Raw genomic sequence first — 23,985 nt, forward strand, 5'->3', positions numbered from 1 at the left:
GCCTGCTTTTTTGTAGCAGGAAGCTGGGTGCTGTTAAAATAACTGTAACAATGTCTTTCGAAAAGGGCTTGCGCATTTAAAAAATACGTTTACAATAAGAGATAATGTTAACGTGAACAATTTTAACATATTTAGCAACGAAATTATTGTAATTTAAAGAAATAGCTAAGTTTAAATATCATAACCTGAAAAAATGTTCACGTTAAACTAATTGTAACTCCCATTATGATTATAAAGGAGAGCAGCAAACCTCATGAGCAAAAAATTCATGGATGAGAACTTCCTGTTGTCGAGCGAGACCGCCATTAAGCTGTTTCATAATCATGCGAAAGATATGCCTATTATCGACTATCATTGTCACCTCAGTCCTCAAGAGATCTATGAGAACAAGACGTTCAACAATATTACCGAATCTTGGCTGTATGGCGACCATTACAAATGGAGAGTGATGCGGGCAAATGGTGTAGAGGAGAAGTTCATTACTGGTGATGCTAGTGACTATGAAAAGTTCTTGGCATGGTCTAGAACCGTTCCTAAGATTATCGGGAATCCGCTCTATCATTGGACACATCTTGAGTTGCAGCGTTTCTTTGGAGTATATGATTTGCTAAATGAGGCTAATGCACCGAAGATTTGGGATGAAGTGAACAGACAGTTGCAAGGTGAAGGATATGGAGCAAGAGACCTAATTGTTAAATCGAAAGTAACTGTTGTATGCACCACCGATGACCCAGTAGATTCTCTGGAATATCATGAAAAAATCAGCAGCTTGAGTGGATTCGATGCCAGCGTAGTTCCGGGGTTTCGTCCAGATAAAGCCCTTGAGATTAATCGTCCTACCTTCAAGCCTTGGGTAGCTCAGCTAAGCGAAGTCTCAGGAATGGATGTTGAGAATTATGGTCAGTTTCTAGAAGCATTGGAGAGCAGAGTGAGATTCTTCCACGCCAGAGCGGGCCGTGTATCCGATCATGCTTTGGATGCAGTAATGTTTGAGCCTGCTACCTTGGAGGAAGCTACGGCTATATTCAACAAAGCTCTTCGTGAAGGCGTTGTAAGTGAGAGTGAAGAAAAGAAATATAAAGGGTTCACCCTTGTGTTCCTCGGGAAATTATATAGCGAGCTGGATTGGGCCATGCAATTCCATATCCATGCGCTGCGTAATAATAACAGTGTAATGTTCGGGCGCCTCGGTCCTGACACGGGTTATGATTCCATCAATGACGGCGTGATTGCTAAACCGCTGGCAGGTCTGCTAGATGCGCTGGATCGTGAGAATGCGCTGCCTAAGACGATTTTGTACTCACTGAATCCAAATGATAATCATGTCATTGCTGGTTTAATGGGCTGCTTCCAAGGCGGCGGAATTCCAGGGAAGATTCAATTTGGAACGGCATGGTGGTTCAATGACAATAAGGATGGCATGCTGGAACAGATGAAGACGCTCGCTAATCTCGGTGTACTTAGCCAATTTGTCGGGATGCTAACAGACTCCAGAAGCTTTTTATCGTATACCAGACATGAGTATTTTAGAAGAATCCTATGTGATCTTGTTGGCTCTTGGGTAGAGACTGGAGAAGCCCCGGATGATATGGAGCTACTGGGCAGTATGATTGAGAATATCTGTTACAATAACGCTGATCATTATTTCAATTTCTCGAAACAGGCATTGGTGACTAGGTAATCGTTATGATATCCTTACATGGAATAGCCAAACCCGTTTGATAAGGAAGGTTGACCCATGGCACCTACAATCAAGGATATCGCCAAGCTGGCGAATGTTTCACATACAACTGTATCGAGAGCACTTAACAACAGTCCCCTAATTAAAGAGGTCACACGTAAAAAAATTGCTGAGATTGCTGCACAAGTGGGTTACGTCCCCAATTACAATGCCAAAAGCCTTGTGATGCAACGTTCGTATACCATTGGTCTGTTCTTCACGAGTATTGCCAAGGGCACATCGTCCGGTTTCTTCTCTGACACGATTCGTGGTGTGAATAGGGTAGTGGATGTTGAATATAATCTGTTTATACGTGGGATCGACGATTATGCAGAGTATTCTTCTATTCATCGCAGACGTTTTGATGGAATTATTCTAATGAGTCAAAGCGAAGCAGATAATAAATTCATTTACCATGTAGTACAGCAAGGCATTCCAATCGTTGTGCTGAACCGACAAATTGATGACCGTTCCATTATCAACATCATCTCGAATGACCGGGAAGGCGCATATAATGCAGGCAAACATCTAATTGAAGCCGGGCATCAAGACATTGCGATTATTGAAGGTGTCGAGGGTTTTAAATCCACGCAGGAACGTAGAGATGGCTTTATAAAAGCATTGATTGACTATAATATTCCTGCACGTAATGACTACATGATCAGTGGTAATTACGATATGCAAAGTGGATATGAGGCGATGGGCAAGCTGCTAGATTTGGAAAAACCGCCGACGGCAGTATTTTGTTCCAATGACGATATGGCGATCGGGGCTATGAAAGCTGTGTTTGAGCGCGGGCTGCAGGTGCCAAGTGATGTTTCTATTGTTGGTTTTGATGATATTGGATTTTCGCTCTTTGCGAATCCTTCGCTTACCACAGTTAAACGTCCTATTGAGAAGATCAGCGAGCATGGAGCCCGCAAGCTACTAAGCTTAATTAAAGAACCTTTGGAGAATGACGGGCTAACCTCCATTGATACGGAGTTTATTGCGAGAGAATCGGTTAGGAAACTGTAGAAGCAAAAAGCTGCGCATAGCAGCTTGATCCTTTCAATCGTAAAGGATTTTGAATTAAAATTTTCACGTGTGCATTAATTAATAAAATATTAATATAAATATTGTATTATAAAGTATATTTAATTAGTTTATCGTGTGCATTAATAATCAGGAGGCGTTTATATGAGCAGATTAAATAGTGATAGTTGGAAAGCCTACAAGCAATATCCTGAGAAGGTTCTGCAATTTGGTGAAGGCAATTTCATGCGCGCTTTTGTAGATTGGCAGATTCATACCATGAATCAAAAAACGGATTTCAATGGTGGCGTGGTGGTTGTACAACCGCTGGGCAACGGACTTGCAGAAATGCTAAATGCTCAGAACGGTTTATATACGCTTTATCTCCAAGGAATCAAAGATGGAGCAGCGGTAAAAGAACATGAGGTCATCAACTGTATTACACGAACGCTTAATCCTTTTGCCCAGCATGAGGAGTATATGAAGCTTGCCGAAAATCCAGAGCTGCGCTTTATCGTGTCCAACACCACTGAGGCGGGAATTGCTTTTGAAGCAGGCGACAAGTTAACCGATGCTCCGCAGAGCAGTTTTCCAGGTAAACTGACGGCCTTATTGTATAAGCGTTTTGAATTTTTTAACGGTGATGCTTCTAAAGGTTTTATCATCATTCCGTGCGAGCTGATTGACCGAAATGGGGATGAGCTTAAGAAGGTCATTTTGAAATATGCTGACCTGTGGAATCTGGGAGAGGGCTTTCTAAACTGGCTGAATGAAGCCAATACCTTCTGCTGCAGTCTGGTGGATCGCATTGTTCCAGGATATCCAAGAGACAGCATCGCTGAGATTACGGAAGAATTGGGCTATGAGGATAAGTTGGTCGTTGTCGGCGAGCAGTTCCATCTTTGGGTAATTGAAGGGCCTCAATGGATTAAAAATGAATTCCCGGCTGAAGTAGCAGGTCTTAATGTGCTCGTGGTAGATGATATGACCCCTTACCGGACGCGTAAAGTGAGAATTCTAAACGGAGCTCATACCGCATTGACACCAGTAGCGTATTTGTACGGCATTGATACGGTTGCCGAGGCCATTGAGCACAAAGAGGTTGGGGCGTACGTGAAGTCCTTAATCTACGATGAGATCATTCCGACGCTGGATCTGCCGGTAGAGGAATTGAATTCTTTTGCAGACGCGGTATTAGAAAGGTTCCTGAACCCTTATGTGCAGCATTACTTGATGAGCATCTCCCTTAATTCTATCTCGAAATTTAAGACAAGAGATCTGCCTTCTTTATTGCAATATGTAGAGTCCAAAGGACAATTGCCCGAGAAGCTTGTCTTCTCATTGAGTGCATTAATTGCCTTCTATAAAGGACGTAGAGGGGAAGAAGAGATTCAGCTGGCGGACGATGCGGATATTTTGGAATGGTTCGCCTCCTTGTGGGGAGGATGGGATGGCACAGACCCTGGGTTACGCGCACTGGCTGTCGAAGTATTAGCAGCGACAAATCGCTGGGGCTGTGACCTGAATGAAGTGGCTGATCTTACTGACAAGGTGACAGAAGGGCTCATTGCGATTGAGAGAACAGGTATGAAGCAAGCGCTGCATGCGTACGTGAAGAGACCTGCACACAACTAATACACAGGAGGTGGATAACGACATGATTAAGACTATGAAAGAGGTACTGCAGATCAACGAGGCTGATAACGTGGCAGTTGCACTTAAAGACTATCAAGCAGGCGACACCATTGTGATTGGTTCAAAAGAGATTAAAATTACGGAAGATATTGCTAGAGGTCATAAAATTGCACTAACCAGCATTAGCGAAGGCGAGAATGTATTGAAGTATGGTTATCCCATCGGTCATGCTAAAGCGCCTATCGTGCCGGGCCAGTGGGTGCATACCCATAATACGAAGACAAACCTAACAGGGGTTGAGGAATATACTTTTGAACAGAAGCTGACACCCAATCCTTTTAAAGTAGAGAATTTGACCTTTAAGGGGTATCGTCGCTTTGACGGATCTGTAGGTATTCGTAATGAGCTTTGGATCGTCCCAACGGTTGGTTGTGTGAATGGAGTGGCGGAGCAGATCATCAATATTTTTAAGGCAGAGGTTGGTGATATCGCTCCGTTCGATAACGTGCTCGTACTGAAGCATAACTATGGTTGCTCCCAGCTGGGTGATGATCATGACAATACTCGTACAATACTTGCTAACGCGGTTAAGCATCCAAATGCGGGCGCCGTACTTGTGCTCGGACTAGGTTGTGAGAATAACAATTTGCATATTTTTAAAGACATGCTGGGTAGTTACGATGAGGATCGAGTGCGTTTTCTTGTCTCCCAAGAGGTTGGAAACGAGATTGAAGAAGGCGTAAAGCTGCTGAAGGAACTCTACAATAACGTACAGGGCGATCATCGGGAAGAAGTGGCACTCTCTGAGCTGAAGATTGGTCTGAAGTGTGGAGGCTCGGATGGCCTGTCCGGGATTTCAGCGAATCCCCTTCTTGGACGTCTGTCTGACTATATTGCTGCCCAAGGCGGCACAACTGTACTCACTGAAGTACCTGAAATGTTTGGCGCCGAAAAGATTCTGATGGAACGTGCTGCAGACGAAGCTATTTTCCACAAAATTGTTGATCTCATCAATGACTTTAAGCAGTATTTCATGGACTATAAACAGCCGGTATATGAAAACCCTTCACCAGGCAATAAAGCCGGAGGGATTACTACGCTTGAGGATAAATCGCTGGGTTGCACTCAAAAATCCGGTAATTCCACGGTAATGGATGTACTCAAGTACGGAGAGCTTATCACTAACAAAGGCTTAAATCTTCTTAACGCGCCGGGCAATGACCTAGTGGCTTCGTCGGCTCTGGCTGCTGCTGGCTGCCAATTGGTGATCTTTACGACCGGACGGGGGACACCTTTTGGTACATTCGTGCCAACAATGAAGGTGTCTACCAATACCCCATTGTACGAAGGCAAACGTCACTGGATCGATTTTAATGCGGGTGTGTTGGTTGAAGATGGTTCTCCAGATGAGGTCCTGCGTGACTTCATTAACTACATTATCAGCGTGGCTAGTGGGGAATGGGTAAATAACGAGAAGAATAACTTCCGCGAGATATCCATATTTAAAACAGGAGTAACGCTATAATAAATAATTTATTACGAATTAGACTGTCCCTTATGCTATTAAGCTTAGGGGCAGTTTTTTTAATTTGACATTATTCATAATCCATCTTTAAAAGAACGGTCCTTGCTTTCTTCTGATTTAGTGATTGCAATCACAATTGCTTTGTACGGCCTATGCTAATCTGTTGTTGAGAATAGTTCTCATATAAAGGAGAAGAGTCCAATGGAAAAAATGCTGCGAATGGATGAGTCTATCTTCGAGATGGTATCCCGGCATCCAGAGGTCGTTGAGATTATGGTAGAGCTGGGCTTTAAGGACATTGCTAAGCCAGGTATGCTGCAGACCGCTGGCCGTTTCATGACCTTATCCAAAGGAATCAAGCTGAAGAAAATGGATCTCAACACCGTGAAGTTAGCATTTGAACGACATGGCTTCGAGATTATGAAATAAAGGAATCTATCATCAAAATTTCATTAAGGAGAGATCAATAATGAGTGAACTGATAAATAACCGCGAGGTTGATGTACCGGAGCAAACTCGTCGCCAAGCCATGCTCAAGGAGATTATTAAAGAACTGCATGCAGGCAAAAGTGTTGAAGAGGTTAAGGCACGCTTCGAGGAAGCTGTAGGTGATGTTACTGTTGCGGAAATCTCTGCAATGGAGCATTCGTTAATGACTGAAGAGGGAATTCCAGTATCCGAGGTACAGCGGCTTTGTTCGGTGCATACAGCAATATTCAAAGGCTCTATTGAGCAAATTCACCGCTCCTCAAAGCCTGAAGAACAACCCGGCCACCCAGTCCACACCTTCAAGCTAGAAAACCGTGAGATTGAAAGACTTGTGAACTTCCGTTTAGATTTGCATGCTACCAAATTCCAGAAGAATGACAGCGAGGAGCTGATCTTTAAGCTGCTGGAGGATCTTAGCTTACTGCTGGATCTAGATAAACACTATAGTCGAAAAGAAAATCTGTTGTTCCCTTACCTTGAAAAATACGGCATTTATGGACCAACCAAGGTAATGTGGGGCGTGGATGATCATATCCGTCGTATGATTAAAGATGCAAAAACAGCGCTCAGCAGCTACAGCGGAAATGTAGCAGATATTGGTGTTCAACTTACGGAGATCATCAAGGAAGTTAATGAAATGATTTTTAAGGAAGAAAATATTTTATTGCCTATGTCGCTGGATAAATTGACGGAAGACGAATGGGTCAAAATCGCTCGGGAGAGCGATGAGATCGGATTCTGCCTAACGGCGCCGGAACAGGAGTGGATACCCGAACGTGCCGCAGAGCCGGAAGGTGCAGCATTGCAGGGTGAAGCAGTGGGAGCCGCTCCGCAAGAAGGGTTCATCCGTTTTGAGACAGGGCTGTTGTCGTTGCATCAGCTCGAAACAGTACTCAATCACCTGCCAGTAGATCTGACATTCATTGATGAGAATGATGTCGTTCGATATTTTTCACACGGGAAGGAACGTATCTTTGCCCGAACTAAGGCAGTTATCGGCCGCACGGTACAGAACTGTCATCCGCCTCAAAGTGTTCATGTGGTGGAGAAGCTTCTGGAAGATTTTAAGGCAGGTCGTAAGGATGCTGAGGACTTCTGGATCAACATCAAGGATAAATTTATCTATATCCGTTATTTCGCTGTCCGCGACGAGACTGGTCGGTATATGGGTACGCTGGAGTTTACACAGAATATCGCACCTATCCGTGCACTGGAGGGGCAAAAGCGTATTTTGTCAGAATAAATGGGTGATTTAGGTTATTTTCCAGATAATAATATAGTCAGAAGACTCTCTTACTTAGTCGTAAGGGGGTCTTTTTAGAATATAATAGAGTATAGTATTAAAATAAGGAATTCCCGGGTGTGTTGTCTTTCCTTGACCACAGAGGGGGCTTCTATTATAGTTGGTACTTAGGATTAACTATTTTAGTATAAAAAAAGGTGGCTTGTTACATGTCTGAGAATATCTACGTTGGCGTGGATTTGGGTGGAACTGCAATTAAGGTTGGAATCTGCAATGCTGAGGGAACGCTACTGCATACTTATGAGGGACCCACAGGAACTGCAGAAGGTGTCGATACTGTTATCGATAATATCGAGAAGTATGTACGCCAAATTGTGGAGGATTCCCCGTACTCTTGGGATCAGCTTGCAGGTGTAGGCGCGGGCGTAGCAGGGTTCACAAATATTCGTGAAGGAATCATTATCCTTGCGCCCAACATAGGATTTAAAGATGTGCCGATTCGTTCCATTTTGGAAGACCGCTGGAACAAGCCTGTCAAAATAGACAATGATGCGAACGTGGCTGCACTGGGTGAAGCCTGGAGTGGTGCAGGACGCGGGATTGAAAACTGTGTCTGCTATACGCTAGGAACAGGTGTTGGTGGCGGAATCATTATTAACGGAAAGATTTATCAAGGTTTTGCAGGTCTAGCAGGTGAGCTTGGCCATATCACTGTAGTGCCGGATTTGGAAGCCATTCAATGTGGTTGCGGTAATATGGGATGTCTGGAAACCGTTTCCTCTGCTACAGGAATTATTCGTATGGCTAACGATGCAGTAGCTCGTGGTGATCGTACTTCCCTCTCAATGGTAGAGAAGATTGCTGCGAAGGAAGTCTTTGATGCGGCTAAGGCTGGCGATGAAGTAGCGATTCGCATAGTAAACCGTGCAGCATACTACCTGGGTAAATCTATGGCTTCTGTTGCAGCCGTGCTTAACCCTGAGGTCTTTATCATTGGTGGTGGTGTGTCTAAGGCTGGAGATATTCTATTTGATGAAGTTCGTCGTGTGTTTGCTAAGCTCGCACCGGCTCCGCTTCAGACTGGTGTTTCGATTATTCCTGCAGAGCTTGGTAATGATGCAGGTATTGTGGGTGCAGCAGGTCTTCTGCTTCGTTCTTAAAAGATAGGGAGTATTCATATACTAATTTAGGGAGGGGACGCTTTAATGACCGAATTGGACAATACTCCAACGGCTGGAGCCACCCTGATCATTATTACCGGAATGTCAGGTGCGGGTAAGACAATTGCTGTGCAGAGTCTGGAAGACCTAGGGTTCTTCTGTGTCGATAATTTGCCGCCGGTGCTGATCCCTAAGTTTGCAGAACTGATTGAGCAGTCGAAGGGTAAGATCGCCAAGGTAGCGCTTGTGATTGACCTGCGCGGTAGGGAATTCTTCACTGCTTTGTCCGAGTCTCTAGCCTATATTAAAGATGAGTCAACCATTGGCTGTGAAATCTTGTTCTTGGATGCTACGGATTCGGTGCTTGTGCAGCGTTACAAGGAAAGCCGGCGTCATCATCCTCTAGCGCCTAAGGGACTTCCGCTTGATGGTATCAAGCTGGAACGTAAAATGCTTGAGGAATTAAAGAATTCAGCTACATTATGTCTGGATACTAGCAGTATGAAACCAGTGCAGCTCAAGGAGAAGATCGTTTCTCGGTTCTCGCATTTAGGAAAAAGTACACTCTCCGTCAACATTACATCGTTCGGATTTAAGTATGGTATTCCTATTGATGCAGACCTCGTCTTCGATGTTCGCTTTTTGCCTAACCCACATTATGTGGATCACCTGCGGCCAAAAACAGGTCAGGACAGCGATGTCTATGACTATGTAATGAAGTGGCCTGAAACACAGGTGTTCCTGACCAAACTGCTCGATATGCTTCATTTCTTAATTCCGCAATATCGTAGGGAAGGTAAATCCCAGATTATTATCGGCATTGGCTGTACAGGCGGGAAACACCGTTCAGTAGCCATTTCTGAATATTTGGGCAAAATGCTGGGCGTCAGCGAAACGGAATCCGTAGCCGTTAGTCATCGGGATTCCGAGCGTGATCGGCACTAATGAGAGAAGGGGTCCATAGTGGCTGAAGAACAAAGACAGCGTCCACGTATCGTCGTTATGGGCGGTGGCACGGGGCTATCTGTCATGCTTCGCGGCTTAAAAGAAAAGCCGCTAGATATTACAGCTATAGTTACCGTAGCAGATGATGGAGGAAGCTCGGGCATTTTGCGCAGTGAACTGCAAATGCCGCCTCCTGGGGACATCCGTAACGTATTAACAGCTATGGCTGATGTAGAGCCGCTCATGGCGGATATTATGAGATATCGTTTCAACACGGGCGAAGGCTTGGCGGGTCATAGTCTTGGCAATTTAATTCTTGCCGCGCTTACAGATATATCAGGCGATTTTGTCACAGCTGTTCGTGAGCTTAGCCGATTATTTGCTGTTCGCGGAAGGGTATTACCCGCTGCGGGGGATGCCGTAGTATTGCGTGCAGAAATGTCAGACGGCACGATTATCACGGGTGAGTCTAAGATACCGGAAGCAGGCGGGATCATTAAACGGGTTTCTTTGGAGCCTGCTGATGTTGAACCGTTGCCTGAAGCACTTGAAGCGATTCGAAATGCTGATGCAATTCTTTTGGGGCCAGGTAGTCTATATACGAGCATTCTTCCGAACCTACTTGTTCCGAAGCTAGCAGAAGCAGTTGTATCTTCTGATGCAATCAAAATTTTTGTCTGCAATGTAATGACTCAGCCTGGTGAAACGGATAATTATACTGTAAATGACCATCTACAAGCCGTTTATGATCATATTGGGATTCATTTATTTGATTATATTATTGTGAATGACGGTGAAATTCCAGAGCAGGTGCAGTCGAAATACGCTGAGAAGGGTGCACGTCCGGTACAGCTCGACAAGGATGTACTAGAAGGCAGTGCATATAAAGTTATAGCGGATAAGCTAGTGTTATTCCGAACTTATTTAAGGCATGATACCGATAAGCTTAGTCATCATATCTATCAGCTTGTGCAAGATTGGATAAACAGAAACCCTAGGGTATAACTTAAAATATAAGAAAATATAAGTTTTACACCTATACTTTCTTATATTTCTCGCTTAAACGCTTACCGTCCTCAAAAGGACGCCGAAGGTGTTTATGCTTGTATATATGAATGACGTACTTATTTTCAGAAAGAGGTGAGACCCTTGTCTTTTGCGGCCCTTACAAAAAAAGAGCTGACGATGGTGGAGAGTGAGCCCTGTTGTGAGAAGGCGGAAATGTCAGCGCTTATCCGTATGAATGGATCTGTGCAGCTTTCAAGCAAAAAGGTGATTCTCGACATTTCGACGGAGAACGCCGCGATTGCAAGGCGGGTATATTCTTTGCTTAAGAAATATTACCAGGTCCATATTGAGCTACTCGTGCGTAAAAAAATGCGTTTGAAGAAAAATAACGTTTATATCGTTAGAATCCCTAGTCGCGTACAGGAAATCTTAAATGATCTCAGAATTGTGTCCGAAGGATTTATTTTTACCGACGGTATTGATAAAGAGATTGTTGGGAATAACTGCTGTAAGCGTGCTTATTTGCGGGGTGCCTTTTTGGCGGGCGGATCCGTTAATAATCCGGAGGGTTCCTCTTACCATTTGGAGATTTCCTCGATGTATGAGGAGCATTGTAAGGCGCTGGTCGATCTGGCTGGTGAATTTCACCTAAACGCACGCTGCATTGAACGTAAAAAAGGGTTCATTCTATACATTAAAGAAGGCGAGAAGATTATCGAATTCTTAAGTCTGATCGGGGCGCATCAAGCGTTGTTCAAATTTGAGGATGTAAGAATTATGCGCGATATGCGTAATTCCGTGAATCGGATCGTGAACTGCGAGACCGCGAATCTCAATAAAACGATAAGTGCCGCGGTGCGGCAGATTGAGAATATCAAACTGCTGCAGCGAGAAGTGGGTCTGGAGAGCTTACCGGATAAACTGCGGGAAGTTGCAGAAATTCGAATGGCACATCCGGATATCAACCTTAAAGAGGTTGGTGAAATGCTGAAAGGTACGGTTAGTAAGTCCGGAGTAAATCATCGACTTCGTAAGATTGATGAACTGGCGGACAAGGTTCGAGGCGGCTAGTCACTTTTTTTCTAGTGTGGTTTACGTTATAATGATATAATAATATAAAATTAATGTGAAATTTTTGGGGAGAACTCAATTAGGGGGTAAGCGTTTCATGACAAAGCACCCGGTAGTTGTTCGGTTGAAGACAGGGCTACACGCTCGACCGGCAGCATTGTTTGTGCAAGAAGCTAACAAGTTTTCGTCGGAGATTTTCGTGGAAAAAGACGATAAAAAAGTAAACGCCAAAAGTATTATGGGTATTATGAGCCTAGCGATCAGTTCCGGCACGGAGATCTATATCAGCGCGGATGGTGCAGACGCGGATCAAGCTGTAAACGCTTTGACGAGTCTCGTCAGCAAAGAAGAGCTTGAGAACCAATAATCTTTTGAAGTGACTTTTTATCGAATGACTAAAAAGCCCCTAGGGGCTTTTTTTTATACCAAAAAATAGATTTTAACTGTGCAACATTTACCAAAAAGACTCGTCTAGAGGATAATAACAAATCACAAAGGATGAAAGGGGCTGGCAAATATGAAAGGTTTGGTAAAAAAGATTGGTTCAGTGTTGATCGTAGGAAGTTTGTTAATTGGAGGGATTAGCATGAGTGGTGTCTTCCAAGGCCCTGCAAAGGCTTACGCAGATGAAGTGCAGAAAAATGTTGTTAGTGTAGTAGGTAAAGGTGAGTTGTCCATCAAGCCGGATATTGTATACTTGTCCATCGGTGTGGATACTACGGCTACAACTGCGCAAGAAGCGCAAAAAACAAATGCTGCTAAAATCCAAAAGATCACTACACTACTGAAGGGGACTTGGAAAATCGCAGATAAGGATATTCAAAGTACCCAATTCTATGTGCAACCCAACTATAGTTATAGTGAAAAAGAAGGACAGCAAGTGAAAGGATACAACGCGAATCATACACTGTTAGTGTCCTATAGAGATCTGACCAAGGTTGGTGAATTGCTGGACGCTGCATCTGCGGCGGGGGCAAATAATATCGGAAATGCACGTTTTTCCGTGGAAGATACTTCTGCCTTTGAAGCTCAGGTGATTGAAAAGGCGATGGCGAACGCAGATGTTAAAGCAGGTGCTATTGCTAAGGCAGCTAAACGTAGCTTGGGTCAAGTAATCACGGTCAGCCAAAATGATGGCAATGTCACTCCGGTTTATTTTGAACAGAATCTAAAAATGGAAATGGCTGCAGCAGATGCTGGTGCAAGCACATCCGTTCAACCGGGAGTAGTTAAAGTTACAACACAACTGAGCGTAATGTATGAATTGAAATAGTAGCAGAACAAGATGATTGCAGAGAGGAGAGGTGATCTTCCACTAGTAATAGTGGGGGATGCCTCTTTTTTTGTGTAAATTCTCTAAGATTAGGTTTAATAAACTGGAAAGGAGTGGGAAAATTAGATGGTGAATATCTCAAAAGAAACAGTACGCAAATGGGGCATAGGTTTGATGTCGGCGGGATTATTGCTTGGTGGAGGATTGCTGCCTAGTAATAAGGGTTATGCAGCGTCTGATCAGACGAAGAGCAAGGCTATTGCTGCAAGTATAGCTTTAAAGGCGAACGGGGTAATTTCTCAGCAGACAGGTATTTTGCAGGAAGGGAAGGTCTGGATTCCGATTACCTTTATGCGTGATGTGCTGCAATTACCTCTAACTTATGATAAAAAAGAAAATGCATACACGATCGGAAAGGGAACGACTAAGGCCAAGTTGCTGTTATCTAGCTATGGTACTTCAATTTGGGTGAATAATTATTACATTCGAGAGTATGAAGGAAAGCTAATAAACAACCGGCTCTATGTTCCATCCGGTCTGTTAAATGATTATTTGGGCTATAAAGTGGATTGGAGTCGGGGCTCTAGTAGGTTGAATGTGGTGAATAGATCACAGAATGCGTTGATAGTAACCACGGAGACCTATGCTAAGGATCGGAAAGAGGCTTTGATCCAGCTTGATTATCCGAAGTTTAGTGGATTAAGCAATTCCAATGCACAGCAGGTCATGAATGATATTTTGAAAGAAAGTGCCATGAAATTCGCTGCAGGCGCAGAGAAGGATATCTCGAATCGATCCGGGTCAGAGCCTAAGTATACTTATGATATAGATTATGTGGTGACCTACAATCAGGATGGTGTGATCAGTTTAGTGATGTCAGAGTATAGCGATACGGGCGGCGCTCATGGTATGACCAATCGGGAGGCTTTTACCTTTTCGCTCAAGGATGGCAAACGTCTGCTGTTGGGCGACCTGTTCGGAGCTAACCCAAACTACAAAAAAGAGTTGAATGCTAAGTTAAACAAGCTAGTAAAAGCGGAGGAAAGTTATTTGGGAGGATTCAACGGATTGAATACGGAAAAGTATTTTTATCTGAAGGATGATCAGGTCGTTCTGTTCTTCCAATTGTATGAATACACAGCTTATGCTGCGGGGTTCCCCGAATACATCTTTACTTTCAAAGAACTGTTGCCGGAAGGCGGCAGCCCATTTGCTGCTGTAAAATAAATAGAACTGGACATCTCCCCCTTACCAGAATCACCTCGAATTCATATGCTAAATGGAGTAACTAGTTTATGAACGGGGGAGAGCTATGAGCTATCAATACACTGCAATTGGCGATTCCTTGACGACTGGATTTGGAGCTCTGCCAGGTAACGGTTTTGTACCGGTGTACCGTAGAATGGCGGAAGGGAGACTGCGTTCTAACGTAGCCTCCACGAATTTGGGCGTGAATGGATTGACTACTTCTGAATTGGAACAGCGGCTACGCGGAAGCTCTATGACTCGTGAAGCCATTCGAGCAGCGGATATTATCACTCTATCCATTGGTGGTAATGATTTAATCCATGCAGCGAAGGCTGCAGCTAGACAACCTGAAAATTTATCTAAAGAGCTGCGAAGATCATTGCAAGAGTGCAAACAGAATTTTGCTGCAATTATGAGTATCCTCTTCCAATTGAAGGCGGGAACGCGTAGACCTTATATCATTCGAATTGTGGGATTGTATAATCCCTATCCTCAGGTAGTAGGCGCTACAGAGTGGGTAAGGCAGTTTAACAGTTATGCCTCACAGTACAGTAGCCGGGTATGTGGATTTGCTTCTATTTATAGTGAGTTTGCAGGAAACGAGAGAGGGCTTTTATCAATTGACCACTTACATCCTAATGGTCGAGGCTACCGTGTGATTGCTGAGAAACTGGATGCGCTTGGTTATGGTGGTTTGTATTAATCGAGATTCGTATGAAGTAGTGGTCTGAAAAGTAAAGAGGCTGTGCACTAACCATCAAGTGGATAGGGCACAGCCTCTTTGTGTTGTTTTATAGCTTACACACCGCTAGGCAGTGTCTTCTCGATGACTTTATCAACGATACCGTAAGCTGCCGCATCTGCAGCAGTCATGAAGTAATCACGATCAGTGTCCTTCTCAATACGTTCTAGCGGTTGACCCGTACGTTCTGCAAGAATACGATTCAACTTATCACGCAATTTCAGGATACGACGGGCACGGATTTCAATATCCGTTGCTTGACCTTGAGCACCACCCAGAGGTTGGTGAATCATGATCTCACTGTTAGGCAGCGCGAAGCGTTTGCCTTTAGCGCCAGCGTTAAGTAGGAAAGCTCCCATAGAAGCTGCCATACCCACACAGATGGTGGAAACGTCCGGTTTAATGTACTGCATTGTATCAAAAATAGCCATACCTGCAGTAATGGAACCGCCGGGGCTATTCACATAAAGGTGAATGTCCTTCTCCGGATCTTCGGCAGCCAAGAACAGCATTTGTGCGATGATAGAATTGGCTACCACGTCATTAACCTCCGTTCCAAGGAAAATGATGCGGTCCTTCAGCAGGCGGGAATAGATGTCATAAGCGCGCTCACCGCGGTTGCTCTGTTCTACTACCATAGGAATATAACTCACGTGGAAAACCTCCTTGATATTGGTTCTTCAAATGTATTCATTTTTACTCTTGCCGTATTACCCACATGATAAACAAATTCAAACAAAAAGTCAAAGAAAGTCAAACTTATATTCAAAAAAAAGAGCCGACACGCGGCTCTTTGGTTAAGTAGTAGTATAGGCACTACTAAATTATGTACAAAAGTGAAATTAATGGCGCGCCCGCCAAGAATCGAACTTGGATCTCAGGCTTCGGAGGCCTACGTCATATCCATTGGACCACGGGCGCAACAAAAATGATTATAATACAATTTCTGTGCAATTGCAATGAATTAATAATACTGTACTCAGGCTCTATCCCTAGTCTTCAAGGTGGACAAGCGTACATTGTGTTTCACTTAGCTAAAGAATCTGGATTGTTAATGACAGGTTTTTTGGAGCTGAATCTCTTTCCCAATCCTATAAATGTATAAGAAGACAAGCGCTTGAGAATTCTACTCTCGGAAGACTTGCACTTCGAGCAATATTTGGTTAGAATATGAGTGGGACTTAAAAAGTTTACCCGGGACATTTTGAGACCATGAACAAGGGAATAGAGGAAGACGAAGTTGCAGGAGTGAAAGTATGCGTAATTTATTAGATATCCAAAAGCAGCTTCTGCCTGATCTCATGGAAACCCTTAAGAGACGGTACACGATTCTTCATCAGATCATGCTGTCCGATATAATTGGGCGCAGAACGCTTGCCGCTTCACTTGATATGACTGAGCGGGTACTGCGTGCCGAGACGGATCTTCTGAAATCGCAAGGGCTCATTGAGATCGAGAGCGTTGGCATGCGCATTAGCGCTGCTGGGCGTAGACTGCTTGATTTGCTAGAGCCGGTTGTTAAGAGCCTGTTTGGTCTGGATGAGCTGGAAGAGAAAATTCGGGCAACGTACGGTCTGGATAAAGTTATTGTGGTGCCGGGTGATTGTGAGTCATCGCCGTTCACCAAACGTGAGCTTGGCCGAGCGGGTGCAAAAGCGCTGCTCAGTGTACTTCGTACAGATGATATAGTTGCTGTCACAGGTGGATCAACGCTTGCCGATATGGCTGATCAACTGACACCGCCGTTATCCCTTTCCTATAAGAACGCTTGGTTTGTTCCGGCGCGTGGTGGATTAGGAGAGAGTATGGAGATTCAAGCCAATACGATTGCCTCAACAATGGCAAAACGGGTAGGAGCGAATTACCGGTTGCTGCATGTACCTGATTTACTTAGTGGGGATGCCTACCAGTCACTAGCACTTGACTCTAATATTGGAGAGATTGTACAAATCATCCGCAGTTCGCGTATTATTGTACATGGGATTGGGGATGCCATTGAAATGACTCGCCGCCGCAAGCTGGATGAGGCAACTGTCTCAGAAATCCAGGGTGAGGGAGCCGTGGCTGAATCCTTTGGGTATTACTTTAACGAAGATGGTCAGGTTGTCCATACGATGCTTACGATGGGACTACGTCTAGAAGATATTGTTCGGACGGAGACAGTCATCGGTATTGCTGGAGGCAAACCAAAGGCCAAAGCCATTCATGCCATGCTGCGTTTCGGGCAGGAGAATATACTCGTCACCGACGAGGCTGCTGCTGTGGAAATCGGCAAGGAAATTGATAATCAGTTACAGATATCCTCGTAACTCACTAGAGCATATATCTTGCATCATACTTAACATTGTTGTCATGACAGGCTTCACGGTCTGTTTTGAATAAATAAAACGAATTCTAGGAGGAACTATTCAATGAGTGTAAAAGTTGGAATTAACGGATTTGGACGTATTGGACGCCTTGCTTTCCGCCGTATTCAAAATGTAGAAGGTATCGAAGTGGTAGCAATCAACGACTTGACTGACGCTAAGATGCTTGCTCATTTGCTTAAATATGATACAACTCAAGGTAAATTCCAAGGTGATGTTGAAGTGCATGATGGCTTCTTCAAAGTCAATGGCAAAGAAGTTAAGGTTCTTGCTAACCGCAACCCTGAAGAATTGCCATGGGGCGACCTAGGCGTTGATATCGTACTTGAGTGCACAGGTTTCTTCACAACTAAAGAAGCAGCTGAAAAACACTTGAAAGGTGGAGCTAAGAAAGTAGTTATCTCCGCTCCAGCTACTGGCGACATGAAAACTGTCGTTTACAACGTTAACGATGACATTCTTGATGGTACTGAGACTGTTATTTCCGGCGCATCTTGCACAACGAACTGCCTAGCTCCAATGGCAAAAGTATTGAACGACAAGTTCGGTATCGTTGAAGGCTTGATGACTACAATTCACGCTTACACTGGTGACCAAAACACTTTGGATGCTCCACACGCTAAAGGTGACTTCAGACGCGCTCGTGCAGCAGCTGAGAACATCATTCCTAACACTACTGGTGCTGCTAAAGCAATCGGTCTTGTTATTCCAGAACTTAAAGGTAAATTGGATGGCGCGGCTCAACGTGTTCCAGTTGCAACTGGTTCCCTGACTGAGCTTGTAACTGTTCTTGATAAGAGCGTTACTGTTGAAGAAATCAACGCAGCAATGAAAGCAGCTTCCGATCCAGACACTTATGGTTACACTGAAGATGAAATCGTATCTTCCGATATCAAAGGTATGACTTTCGGATCCCTGTTCGATGCTACACAAACTAAAGTATTGACTGTTGGCGACAAACAACTCGTTAAGACTGTTGCTTGGTATGACAATGAAATGTCCTACACTGCACAATTGGTTCGTACTTTGGAGAAATTCGCTAAAATCGCTAAGTAATTGACTTGATATAAGTAACATCTATAGAGCGGAAACAGAAGTTCCTTGTTTCCGCTCTTTCTAAATGTATTTCTTGTTTCCTGCTAGAAACAACTTTGGGTGTGGAGGAATTAATCATGAACAAAAAGAGCGTCCGTGATGTAGAAGTAAAGGGTAAACGCGTATTTGTACGCGTGGATTTCAACGTACCTGTAGAAGACGGTAAGATTACTGATGATACTCGTATTCGCGAAACCCTTCCTACCATTAAATATTTGATTGAGAACGGTGCAAAGATCATTCTTGCGAGTCACATGGGTCGTCCTAAAGGTCAATTCGTAGATTCCATGCGTTTGACTACTGCTGCTGAGCGTCTGTCCGAGCTTCTTGGCAAACCAGTAGCTAAAGCTGACGAAGCTGTTGGCGAAGCTGTCAAAGCAAAAATTGCTGAGCTAGGCGAAGGCGACGTACTTGTACTTGAGAATGTTCGTTTCTACCCAGGCGAAGAAAAGAACGATCCTGAATTGGCTAAACAATTCGCTGAACTGGCTGATTTGTTCGTCAATGATGCGTTTGGTGCGGCTCACCGTGCACATGCATCGACAGAAGGTATCGCTCATTTCTTACCAGCTGTATCAGGTCTTTTGATGGAGAAAGAATTGACCGTTCTTGGTAAAGCTCTTACTAACCCAGAACGTCCTTTCACTGCGATCATCGGTGGTTCGAAAGTTAAAGACAAGATTGATGTTATTGATAACTTGTTGTCTTTGGCTGATAACGTCCTGATCGGCGGTGGATTGTCTTATACATTCACTAAAGCACAAGGCTTTGAAATCGGTAAGTCACTTGTAGACAACGACAAACTTGATGTTGCTCTTGGATTCATCGAAAAAGCTAAAGCACTTGGCAAAAACTTCATGCTTCCTGTTGATGTTGTGGTTGCTGATAAATTCGGTGCTGATGCTAACACTAAGATCGTTAATTACAATGAAATCCCAGAAGGTTGGGAAGGACTTGATATCGGACCTAAGACTCGTGAACTTTATGCCGATATTATCAAGAACTCCAAGCTGGTTGTCTGGAATGGACCTATGGGCGTATTCGAAATCGATAAATTCGCTGAAGGTACACTTGCAGTAGCAAAAGCTTGTGCAACAACTGAAGGTTACACTGTTATTGGCGGCGGAGATTCCGCAGCAGCAGCAGAAAAATTCCACCTGGCTGACCAAATGGATCACATCTCCACTGGTGGCGGTGCATCCCTTGAGTTCATGGAAGGCAAGGCGCTTCCTGGCGTAGAAGCACTGAACGACAAGTAAGACGTATAGAAGGAGGCAATTTAATTCATGAGAACACCAATTATTGCGGGTAACTGGAAGATGTTTAAAACAGTTCCTGAAGCAGAAAGCTTTATTGCTGACATCAAAGGCAAAGCAGAAGTAGAAGGCGTTGAGACTGTGATCTGCGCCCCATTCACTAACCTGCCTGCACTTGTAGCAGCTGCAAAAGGTACAGACATCAAGATTGGCGCACAGAACCTGCACTTTGAAGATAACGGTGCTTACACAGGAGAAATCAGTGGTGTAATGCTTAGCGATCTTGGCGTAGACTATGTAATCATTGGTCACTCAGAGCGTCGTGCTTATTTTGGCGAAACAGATGAAATCGTGAATAAGAAAATGCATGCTGCATTCCGTCACGGTATCACTCCAATCGTATGTGTTGGCGAAAAGCTCGAAGAGCGTGAAGCTGATCAAACTAAAGCAGTATGTAAAGTACAAACTGAAGCTGCATTCCAAGGACTTAGTGCCGAGCAAGCAGCAAAAGTTGTCATTGCATACGAACCTATCTGGGCTATTGGCACAGGTAAATCTTCCACTTCCCAAGATGCTAACGAAGTTATTGCTTACATCCGCAGTCTTGTAAAAGATTTGTATGATGTTGCAACAGCTGAAGCTGTTCGTATTCAATACGGCGGCAGCGTGAAGCCTGAGAATGTAACTGAGTACATGGGCCAAAGCGACATCGATGGTGCGCTTGTTGGCGGTGCCAGCTTGCAGCCTGCTTCCTTCGTTCAATTGGTTGAGGGGGCGAAGTAAGATGTCAGCTCCAAGACCTGTAGCTTTGATCATCATGGATGGTTTCGGTTTGCGTGGAACATCTGAAGGTAACGCCGTTGCTCAAGCTAACAAACCTAACTATGACCGTTACTTGAAACAATATCCTAATACTACCCTTACTGCTTGTGGTGAAGCTGTTGGTCTTCCAGAAGGCCAAATGGGCAACTCTGAAGTAGGGCACTTAAATATTGGTGCAGGACGGATTGTATACCAGGATTTGACTCGTATCGATAAATCGATCCGTGAGGGCGAATTCTTCGATAATGAAACACTGGTAGCCGCAGTTAGAAATGCTAAGAACACAGGTAAAAAGCTTCATCTTTACGCGCTTGTATCCGACGGAGGGGTACATAGCCATATTAATCACCTGTTTGCTATGCTTGACCTGGCTAAGAAAGAAGATATGCACGAAGTGTATATCCATGCTTTCATGGATGGCCGTGATGTACCTCCAGATAGTGGTAAGAAGTTTGTCCAAGATCTGGTGGCTAAGATTGAAGAAGTTGGAGTAGGTACAATTGCAACGGTATCCGGACGTTATTACGCCATGGACCGTGACAAACGTTGGGATCGTGTAGAAAAAGCCTATCGTGCTATGGTTTATGGCGAAGGACCGAAATACACAGATGCTCTGCAAGCTATCACTGCATCTTATTCAAATTCCGTGTTCGACGAATTCGTTGAACCTAGCGTGATTGTAGACAGTGAAGGCAAGCCGGTAACGGCAGTAGAGAGCGGCGATTCTGTCGTGTTCCTCAACTTCCGCCCTGACCGTGCTATTCAGTTGTCACAAGTGTTCACGAATCAAGATTTCCGTGGTTTCGACCGGGGTCCTTTGTTCCCGCAAGACTTGCACTTCGTATGCCTGACTACTTTCAGTGAAACGGTACAAGGTTATGTAGCCTATTCACCGAAGAACCTGGATAACACATTGGGTGAAGTACTTGTGCAACACAACAAGAAGCAACTGCGCATCGCGGAAACTGAGAAGTATCCGCACGTAACGTTCTTCTTCAGTGGTGGACGTGATGAGGAACTTCCAGGAGAAACTCGTATCTTGATCAACTCTCCTAAAGTGGCAACCTATGATCTTCAACCCGAGATGAGTGCTTACGAAGTGGCTGCAGCCTGCGTAGCAGAAATCGAAGCGGAAAGACAGGATGCTATTATCCTTAACTTTGCAAACCCTGATATGGTTGGACACTCCGGTATGTTGGAGCCAACAATCAAGGCTGTAGAGGTAACTGATGAGTGTGTAGGTAAAGTAGTGGACGCAGTAGTTGCCAAGGGTGGCGTTGCGATCATTATCGCCGATCACGGTAATGCAGACATGGTATTTGATGAGAACGGTCGTCCGTTCACAGCTCATACCACTAACCCGGTTCCGTTCATCCTTACGGATGAAAATGTTGTATTGCGCGATCGCGGTATCCTTGCTGATGTAGCACCAACCATTCTGGATCTGATGGGAATTCCGCAACCTGCGGAAATGACTGGTCAATCCATGATCGCTAGTCGCAAATAAGGAAACAATACCTAAGATTAAGCTTCAACAATCAAAACCAAAACATTGTTTAAAGGAGATTAACTAAAATGACTATTATTTCTGATGTTTATGCTCGCGAAGTCCTTGACTCCCGTGGTAACCCTACTGTAGAGGTTGACGTTTATCTTGAATCCGGTGCTAAAGGCCGCGCTATCGTTCCTTCCGGCGCTTCCACTGGCGCTCATGAAGCTGTAGAGCTTCGTGATGGCGACAAATCCCGTTACATGGGTAAAGGCGTTCTGAAAGCTGTTGAGAACGTAAATGAAATCATCGCTCCAGAAGTTATTGGTATGGACGCTCTTGACCAAGTGGGCATCGACAAATTGATGATCACTTTGGACGGAACTCATAACAAAGGTAAATTGGGCGCTAACGCAATCCTAGCTGTATCCATGGCCGTAGCTCGTGCAGCTGCAGCAGCATTGGATATTCCTTTGTACGTATACCTGGGCGGATTCAACGCTAAAACTCTTCCAGTACCAATGATGAACATCATCAATGGTGGTGAGCATGCGGACAACAACATCGACGTTCAAGAGTTTATGGTTCTTCCTGTAGGAGCTCCAAGCTTCAAAGAAGCTCTTCGTACAGGTGCTGAAATCTTCCACAACTTGAAATCCGTACTTCAATCCAAAGGCCTGAACACAGCTGTTGGTGACGAAGGTGGTTTCGCACCAAACCTTGGTTCGAATGAAGAAGCAATCACTACAATTATCGAAGCTATCGAAAAAGCTGGTTACAAACCAGGCGTTGACGTATTCTTGGGTATGGACGTTGCTTCCACTGAGTTCTACAAAGACGGTAAATACACACTTGCTGGCGAAGGTAAATCTTACACTTCCGCTGAGTATGTTGACCTTCTTGCTTCATGGGTTGAGAAATACCCAATCATCACAATCGAAGACGGTATGTCCGAAGACGACTGGGATGGTTGGAAATTGCTTACTGAAAAATTGGGAGACAAAGTTCAATTGGTTGGTGACGACTTGTTCGTTACAAACACTGAGCGTCTTGCAACAGGTATCGAAAAAGGTATCGGTAACTCCATCTTGGTTAAAGTTAACCAAATTGGTACATTGACTGAAACTTTCGATGCTATCGAAATGGCTAAACGTGCTGGTTACACAGCAGTTATCTCTCACCGTTCCGGTGAATCCGAAGATAGCACAATCGCTGACATCGCTGTTGCGACTAACGCTGGTCAAATCAAAACAGGTGCTCCTTCCCGTACAGACCGTGTTGCTAAATACAACCAATTGCTTCGCATCGAAGACGAGTTGGGTGAATTGGCTCAATACAACGGCCTGAAATCCTTCTACAACCTTAAAAGATAATCTGCTTTTATAGCAGAGTACGAAGACCCGCCATTATGGCGGGTCTTTTTTTAATATGTGTTTATCCTAATCTTTCAAGAAAAGCTACGACTTTACAGTCTAGGCGGTTGTATTACCGGCACTGCTATGATAAAATAAGAGTACTGTTTATGTATCGTGATAACCTCAATTACCATAGATAGTGATGCTTAGGCGTAGGAGGTGGAAGTGAATGGATATCTTTTTGAAAGTTGTGCTCCTGATTTTTTCCGTCGGTCTTATTGCGGTCGTTCTTCTGCAAAAGGGGAAAAGCGCGGGTCTTTCCGGTGCCATCTCCGGTGGTGCTGAGCATCTCTTTGGTAAAACAAAAGCTCGTGGTATGGAACTCGTACTACAACGTGTAACAGTTGGACTTGCTGCAGGATTCTTCATTATGGCGATTCTAGCTGCTGTTTTCATTGACTAAAGTACCTACAGTAAGCCCTCGCTCTGTTCTGAATGGAATGGAGCGAAGGCTTTTTTGTTATAATAA

General features: G+C 44.3%; 22 protein-coding genes and 1 tRNA gene. 21 read left to right on the top strand and 2 right to left on the bottom strand.

What is annotated here, in order from left to right; genetic code table 11:
* Nucleotides 1-253 precede the first annotated feature (253 nt).
* The 14 genes from uxaC to ACQKMP_RS18115 all read left to right on the top strand — a co-directional run bounded on the left by uxaC (nt 254) and on the right by ACQKMP_RS18115 (nt 15,034).
* Complete coding sequence (uxaC, locus tag ACQKMP_RS18050; protein ID WP_427470301.1) at nt 254-1,681, top strand: glucuronate isomerase; 1,428 nt, start codon at nt 254-256, stop codon at nt 1,679-1,681.
* Between the two features lie 57 nt (nt 1,682-1,738).
* Nucleotides 1,739-2,737, top strand: coding sequence for a LacI family DNA-binding transcriptional regulator (locus ACQKMP_RS18055; RefSeq protein WP_427470303.1), 999 nt, complete (start codon nt 1,739-1,741; stop codon nt 2,735-2,737).
* 162 nt (nt 2,738-2,899) lie between these two features.
* Entirely contained in the window at nt 2,900-4,369 is a 1,470-nt protein-coding gene (locus ACQKMP_RS18060) for a tagaturonate reductase (RefSeq protein WP_427470305.1), read from the top strand.
* Nucleotides 4,370-4,403: 34 nt separating this feature from the next.
* A complete protein-coding gene (locus ACQKMP_RS18065) occupies nt 4,404-5,894 on the top strand; it encodes a UxaA family hydrolase (protein WP_427470663.1) in 1,491 nt (496 codons plus the stop codon).
* Nucleotides 5,895-6,095: 201 nt separating this feature from the next.
* On the top strand, nt 6,096-6,323 hold the full coding sequence (locus ACQKMP_RS18070) for a DUF1858 domain-containing protein (protein WP_042184022.1): 228 nt from the start codon (nt 6,096-6,098) through the stop codon (nt 6,321-6,323).
* Between the two features lie 40 nt (nt 6,324-6,363).
* Nucleotides 6,364-7,626 (top strand): DUF438 domain-containing protein, encoded by a 1,263-nt coding sequence (locus tag ACQKMP_RS18075; protein WP_427470307.1) that lies wholly within the window; start codon nt 6,364-6,366, stop codon nt 7,624-7,626.
* 209 nt (nt 7,627-7,835) lie between these two features.
* Nucleotides 7,836-8,786, top strand: a complete 951-nt coding sequence (locus tag ACQKMP_RS18080; protein ID WP_042184026.1) for an ROK family glucokinase — start codon at nt 7,836-7,838, stop codon at nt 8,784-8,786.
* A gap of 45 nt (nt 8,787-8,831) precedes the next feature.
* Nucleotides 8,832-9,731 carry an RNase adapter RapZ gene (gene rapZ / locus ACQKMP_RS18085; RefSeq protein WP_042123306.1) on the top strand — a complete coding sequence of 300 codons (900 nt, stop codon included), beginning with the start codon at nt 8,832-8,834 and terminating at the stop codon, nt 9,729-9,731.
* A gap of 57 nt (nt 9,732-9,788) precedes the next feature.
* The gene (locus ACQKMP_RS18090; RefSeq protein WP_179085868.1) at nt 9,789-10,736 is read left to right on the top strand and encodes a gluconeogenesis factor YvcK family protein; all 948 of its coding nucleotides are present in this window, start codon (nt 9,789-9,791) and stop codon (nt 10,734-10,736) included.
* Between the two features lie 144 nt (nt 10,737-10,880).
* On the top strand, nt 10,881-11,810 hold the full coding sequence (gene whiA / locus ACQKMP_RS18095) for a DNA-binding protein WhiA (RefSeq protein ID WP_042123310.1): 930 nt from the start codon (nt 10,881-10,883) through the stop codon (nt 11,808-11,810).
* 97 nt (nt 11,811-11,907) lie between these two features.
* Complete coding sequence (locus ACQKMP_RS18100; RefSeq protein ID WP_036687106.1) at nt 11,908-12,177, top strand: HPr family phosphocarrier protein; 270 nt, start codon at nt 11,908-11,910, stop codon at nt 12,175-12,177.
* 150 nt (nt 12,178-12,327) lie between these two features.
* Nucleotides 12,328-13,083 carry an SIMPL domain-containing protein gene (locus tag ACQKMP_RS18105; RefSeq protein ID WP_042184030.1) on the top strand — a complete coding sequence of 252 codons (756 nt, stop codon included), beginning with the start codon at nt 12,328-12,330 and terminating at the stop codon, nt 13,081-13,083.
* A 126-nt stretch (nt 13,084-13,209) separates the two neighbouring features.
* On the top strand, nt 13,210-14,310 hold the full coding sequence (locus ACQKMP_RS18110; RefSeq protein WP_427470311.1) for a PdaC/SigV domain-containing protein: 1,101 nt from the start codon (nt 13,210-13,212) through the stop codon (nt 14,308-14,310).
* Between the two features lie 85 nt (nt 14,311-14,395).
* Nucleotides 14,396-15,034, top strand: coding sequence for a GDSL-type esterase/lipase family protein (locus tag ACQKMP_RS18115; RefSeq protein ID WP_042184032.1), 639 nt, complete (start codon nt 14,396-14,398; stop codon nt 15,032-15,034).
* 95 nt (nt 15,035-15,129) lie between these two features.
* Here the strand turns inward: ACQKMP_RS18115 and clpP are convergent, their stop codons facing one another.
* Complete coding sequence (clpP, locus tag ACQKMP_RS18120; protein WP_042184034.1) at nt 15,130-15,726, bottom strand: ATP-dependent Clp endopeptidase proteolytic subunit ClpP; 597 nt, start codon at nt 15,724-15,726, stop codon at nt 15,130-15,132.
* A gap of 193 nt (nt 15,727-15,919) precedes the next feature.
* A tRNA-Arg gene (locus tag ACQKMP_RS18125) sits at nt 15,920-15,994 on the bottom strand.
* Between the two features lie 335 nt (nt 15,995-16,329).
* Here ACQKMP_RS18125 and ACQKMP_RS18130 point away from each other — a divergent pair.
* The 7 genes from ACQKMP_RS18130 to secG all read left to right on the top strand — a co-directional run bounded on the left by ACQKMP_RS18130 (nt 16,330) and on the right by secG (nt 23,919).
* Complete coding sequence (locus ACQKMP_RS18130) at nt 16,330-17,382, top strand: sugar-binding transcriptional regulator (protein WP_042123320.1); 1,053 nt, start codon at nt 16,330-16,332, stop codon at nt 17,380-17,382.
* 102 nt (nt 17,383-17,484) lie between these two features.
* Nucleotides 17,485-18,495 carry a type I glyceraldehyde-3-phosphate dehydrogenase gene (gene gap, locus ACQKMP_RS18135; RefSeq protein ID WP_036687120.1) on the top strand — a complete coding sequence of 337 codons (1,011 nt, stop codon included), beginning with the start codon at nt 17,485-17,487 and terminating at the stop codon, nt 18,493-18,495.
* 116 nt (nt 18,496-18,611) lie between these two features.
* The gene (locus ACQKMP_RS18140; protein WP_042184036.1) at nt 18,612-19,793 is read left to right on the top strand and encodes a phosphoglycerate kinase; all 1,182 of its coding nucleotides are present in this window, start codon (nt 18,612-18,614) and stop codon (nt 19,791-19,793) included.
* Between the two features lie 27 nt (nt 19,794-19,820).
* Entirely contained in the window at nt 19,821-20,573 is a 753-nt protein-coding gene (tpiA, locus tag ACQKMP_RS18145; protein ID WP_042123325.1) for a triose-phosphate isomerase, read from the top strand.
* 1 nt (nt 20,574) lies between these two features.
* Entirely contained in the window at nt 20,575-22,119 is a 1,545-nt protein-coding gene (gene gpmI / locus ACQKMP_RS18150) for a 2,3-bisphosphoglycerate-independent phosphoglycerate mutase (RefSeq protein WP_042123328.1), read from the top strand.
* 68 nt (nt 22,120-22,187) lie between these two features.
* On the top strand, nt 22,188-23,474 hold the full coding sequence (gene eno / locus ACQKMP_RS18155) for a phosphopyruvate hydratase (protein ID WP_042123330.1): 1,287 nt from the start codon (nt 22,188-22,190) through the stop codon (nt 23,472-23,474).
* Nucleotides 23,475-23,685: 211 nt separating this feature from the next.
* Nucleotides 23,686-23,919: a preprotein translocase subunit SecG gene (gene secG / locus ACQKMP_RS18160; RefSeq protein ID WP_042123332.1), complete on the top strand. Its 234-nt coding sequence runs from the start codon at nt 23,686-23,688 to the stop codon at nt 23,917-23,919.
* Nucleotides 23,920-23,985 lie beyond the last annotated feature (66 nt).

It is taken from the genome of Paenibacillus sp. NPDC101420 (assembly GCF_050277435.1).
Lineage (GTDB): Bacteria > Bacillota > Bacilli > Paenibacillales > Paenibacillaceae > Paenibacillus_AQ.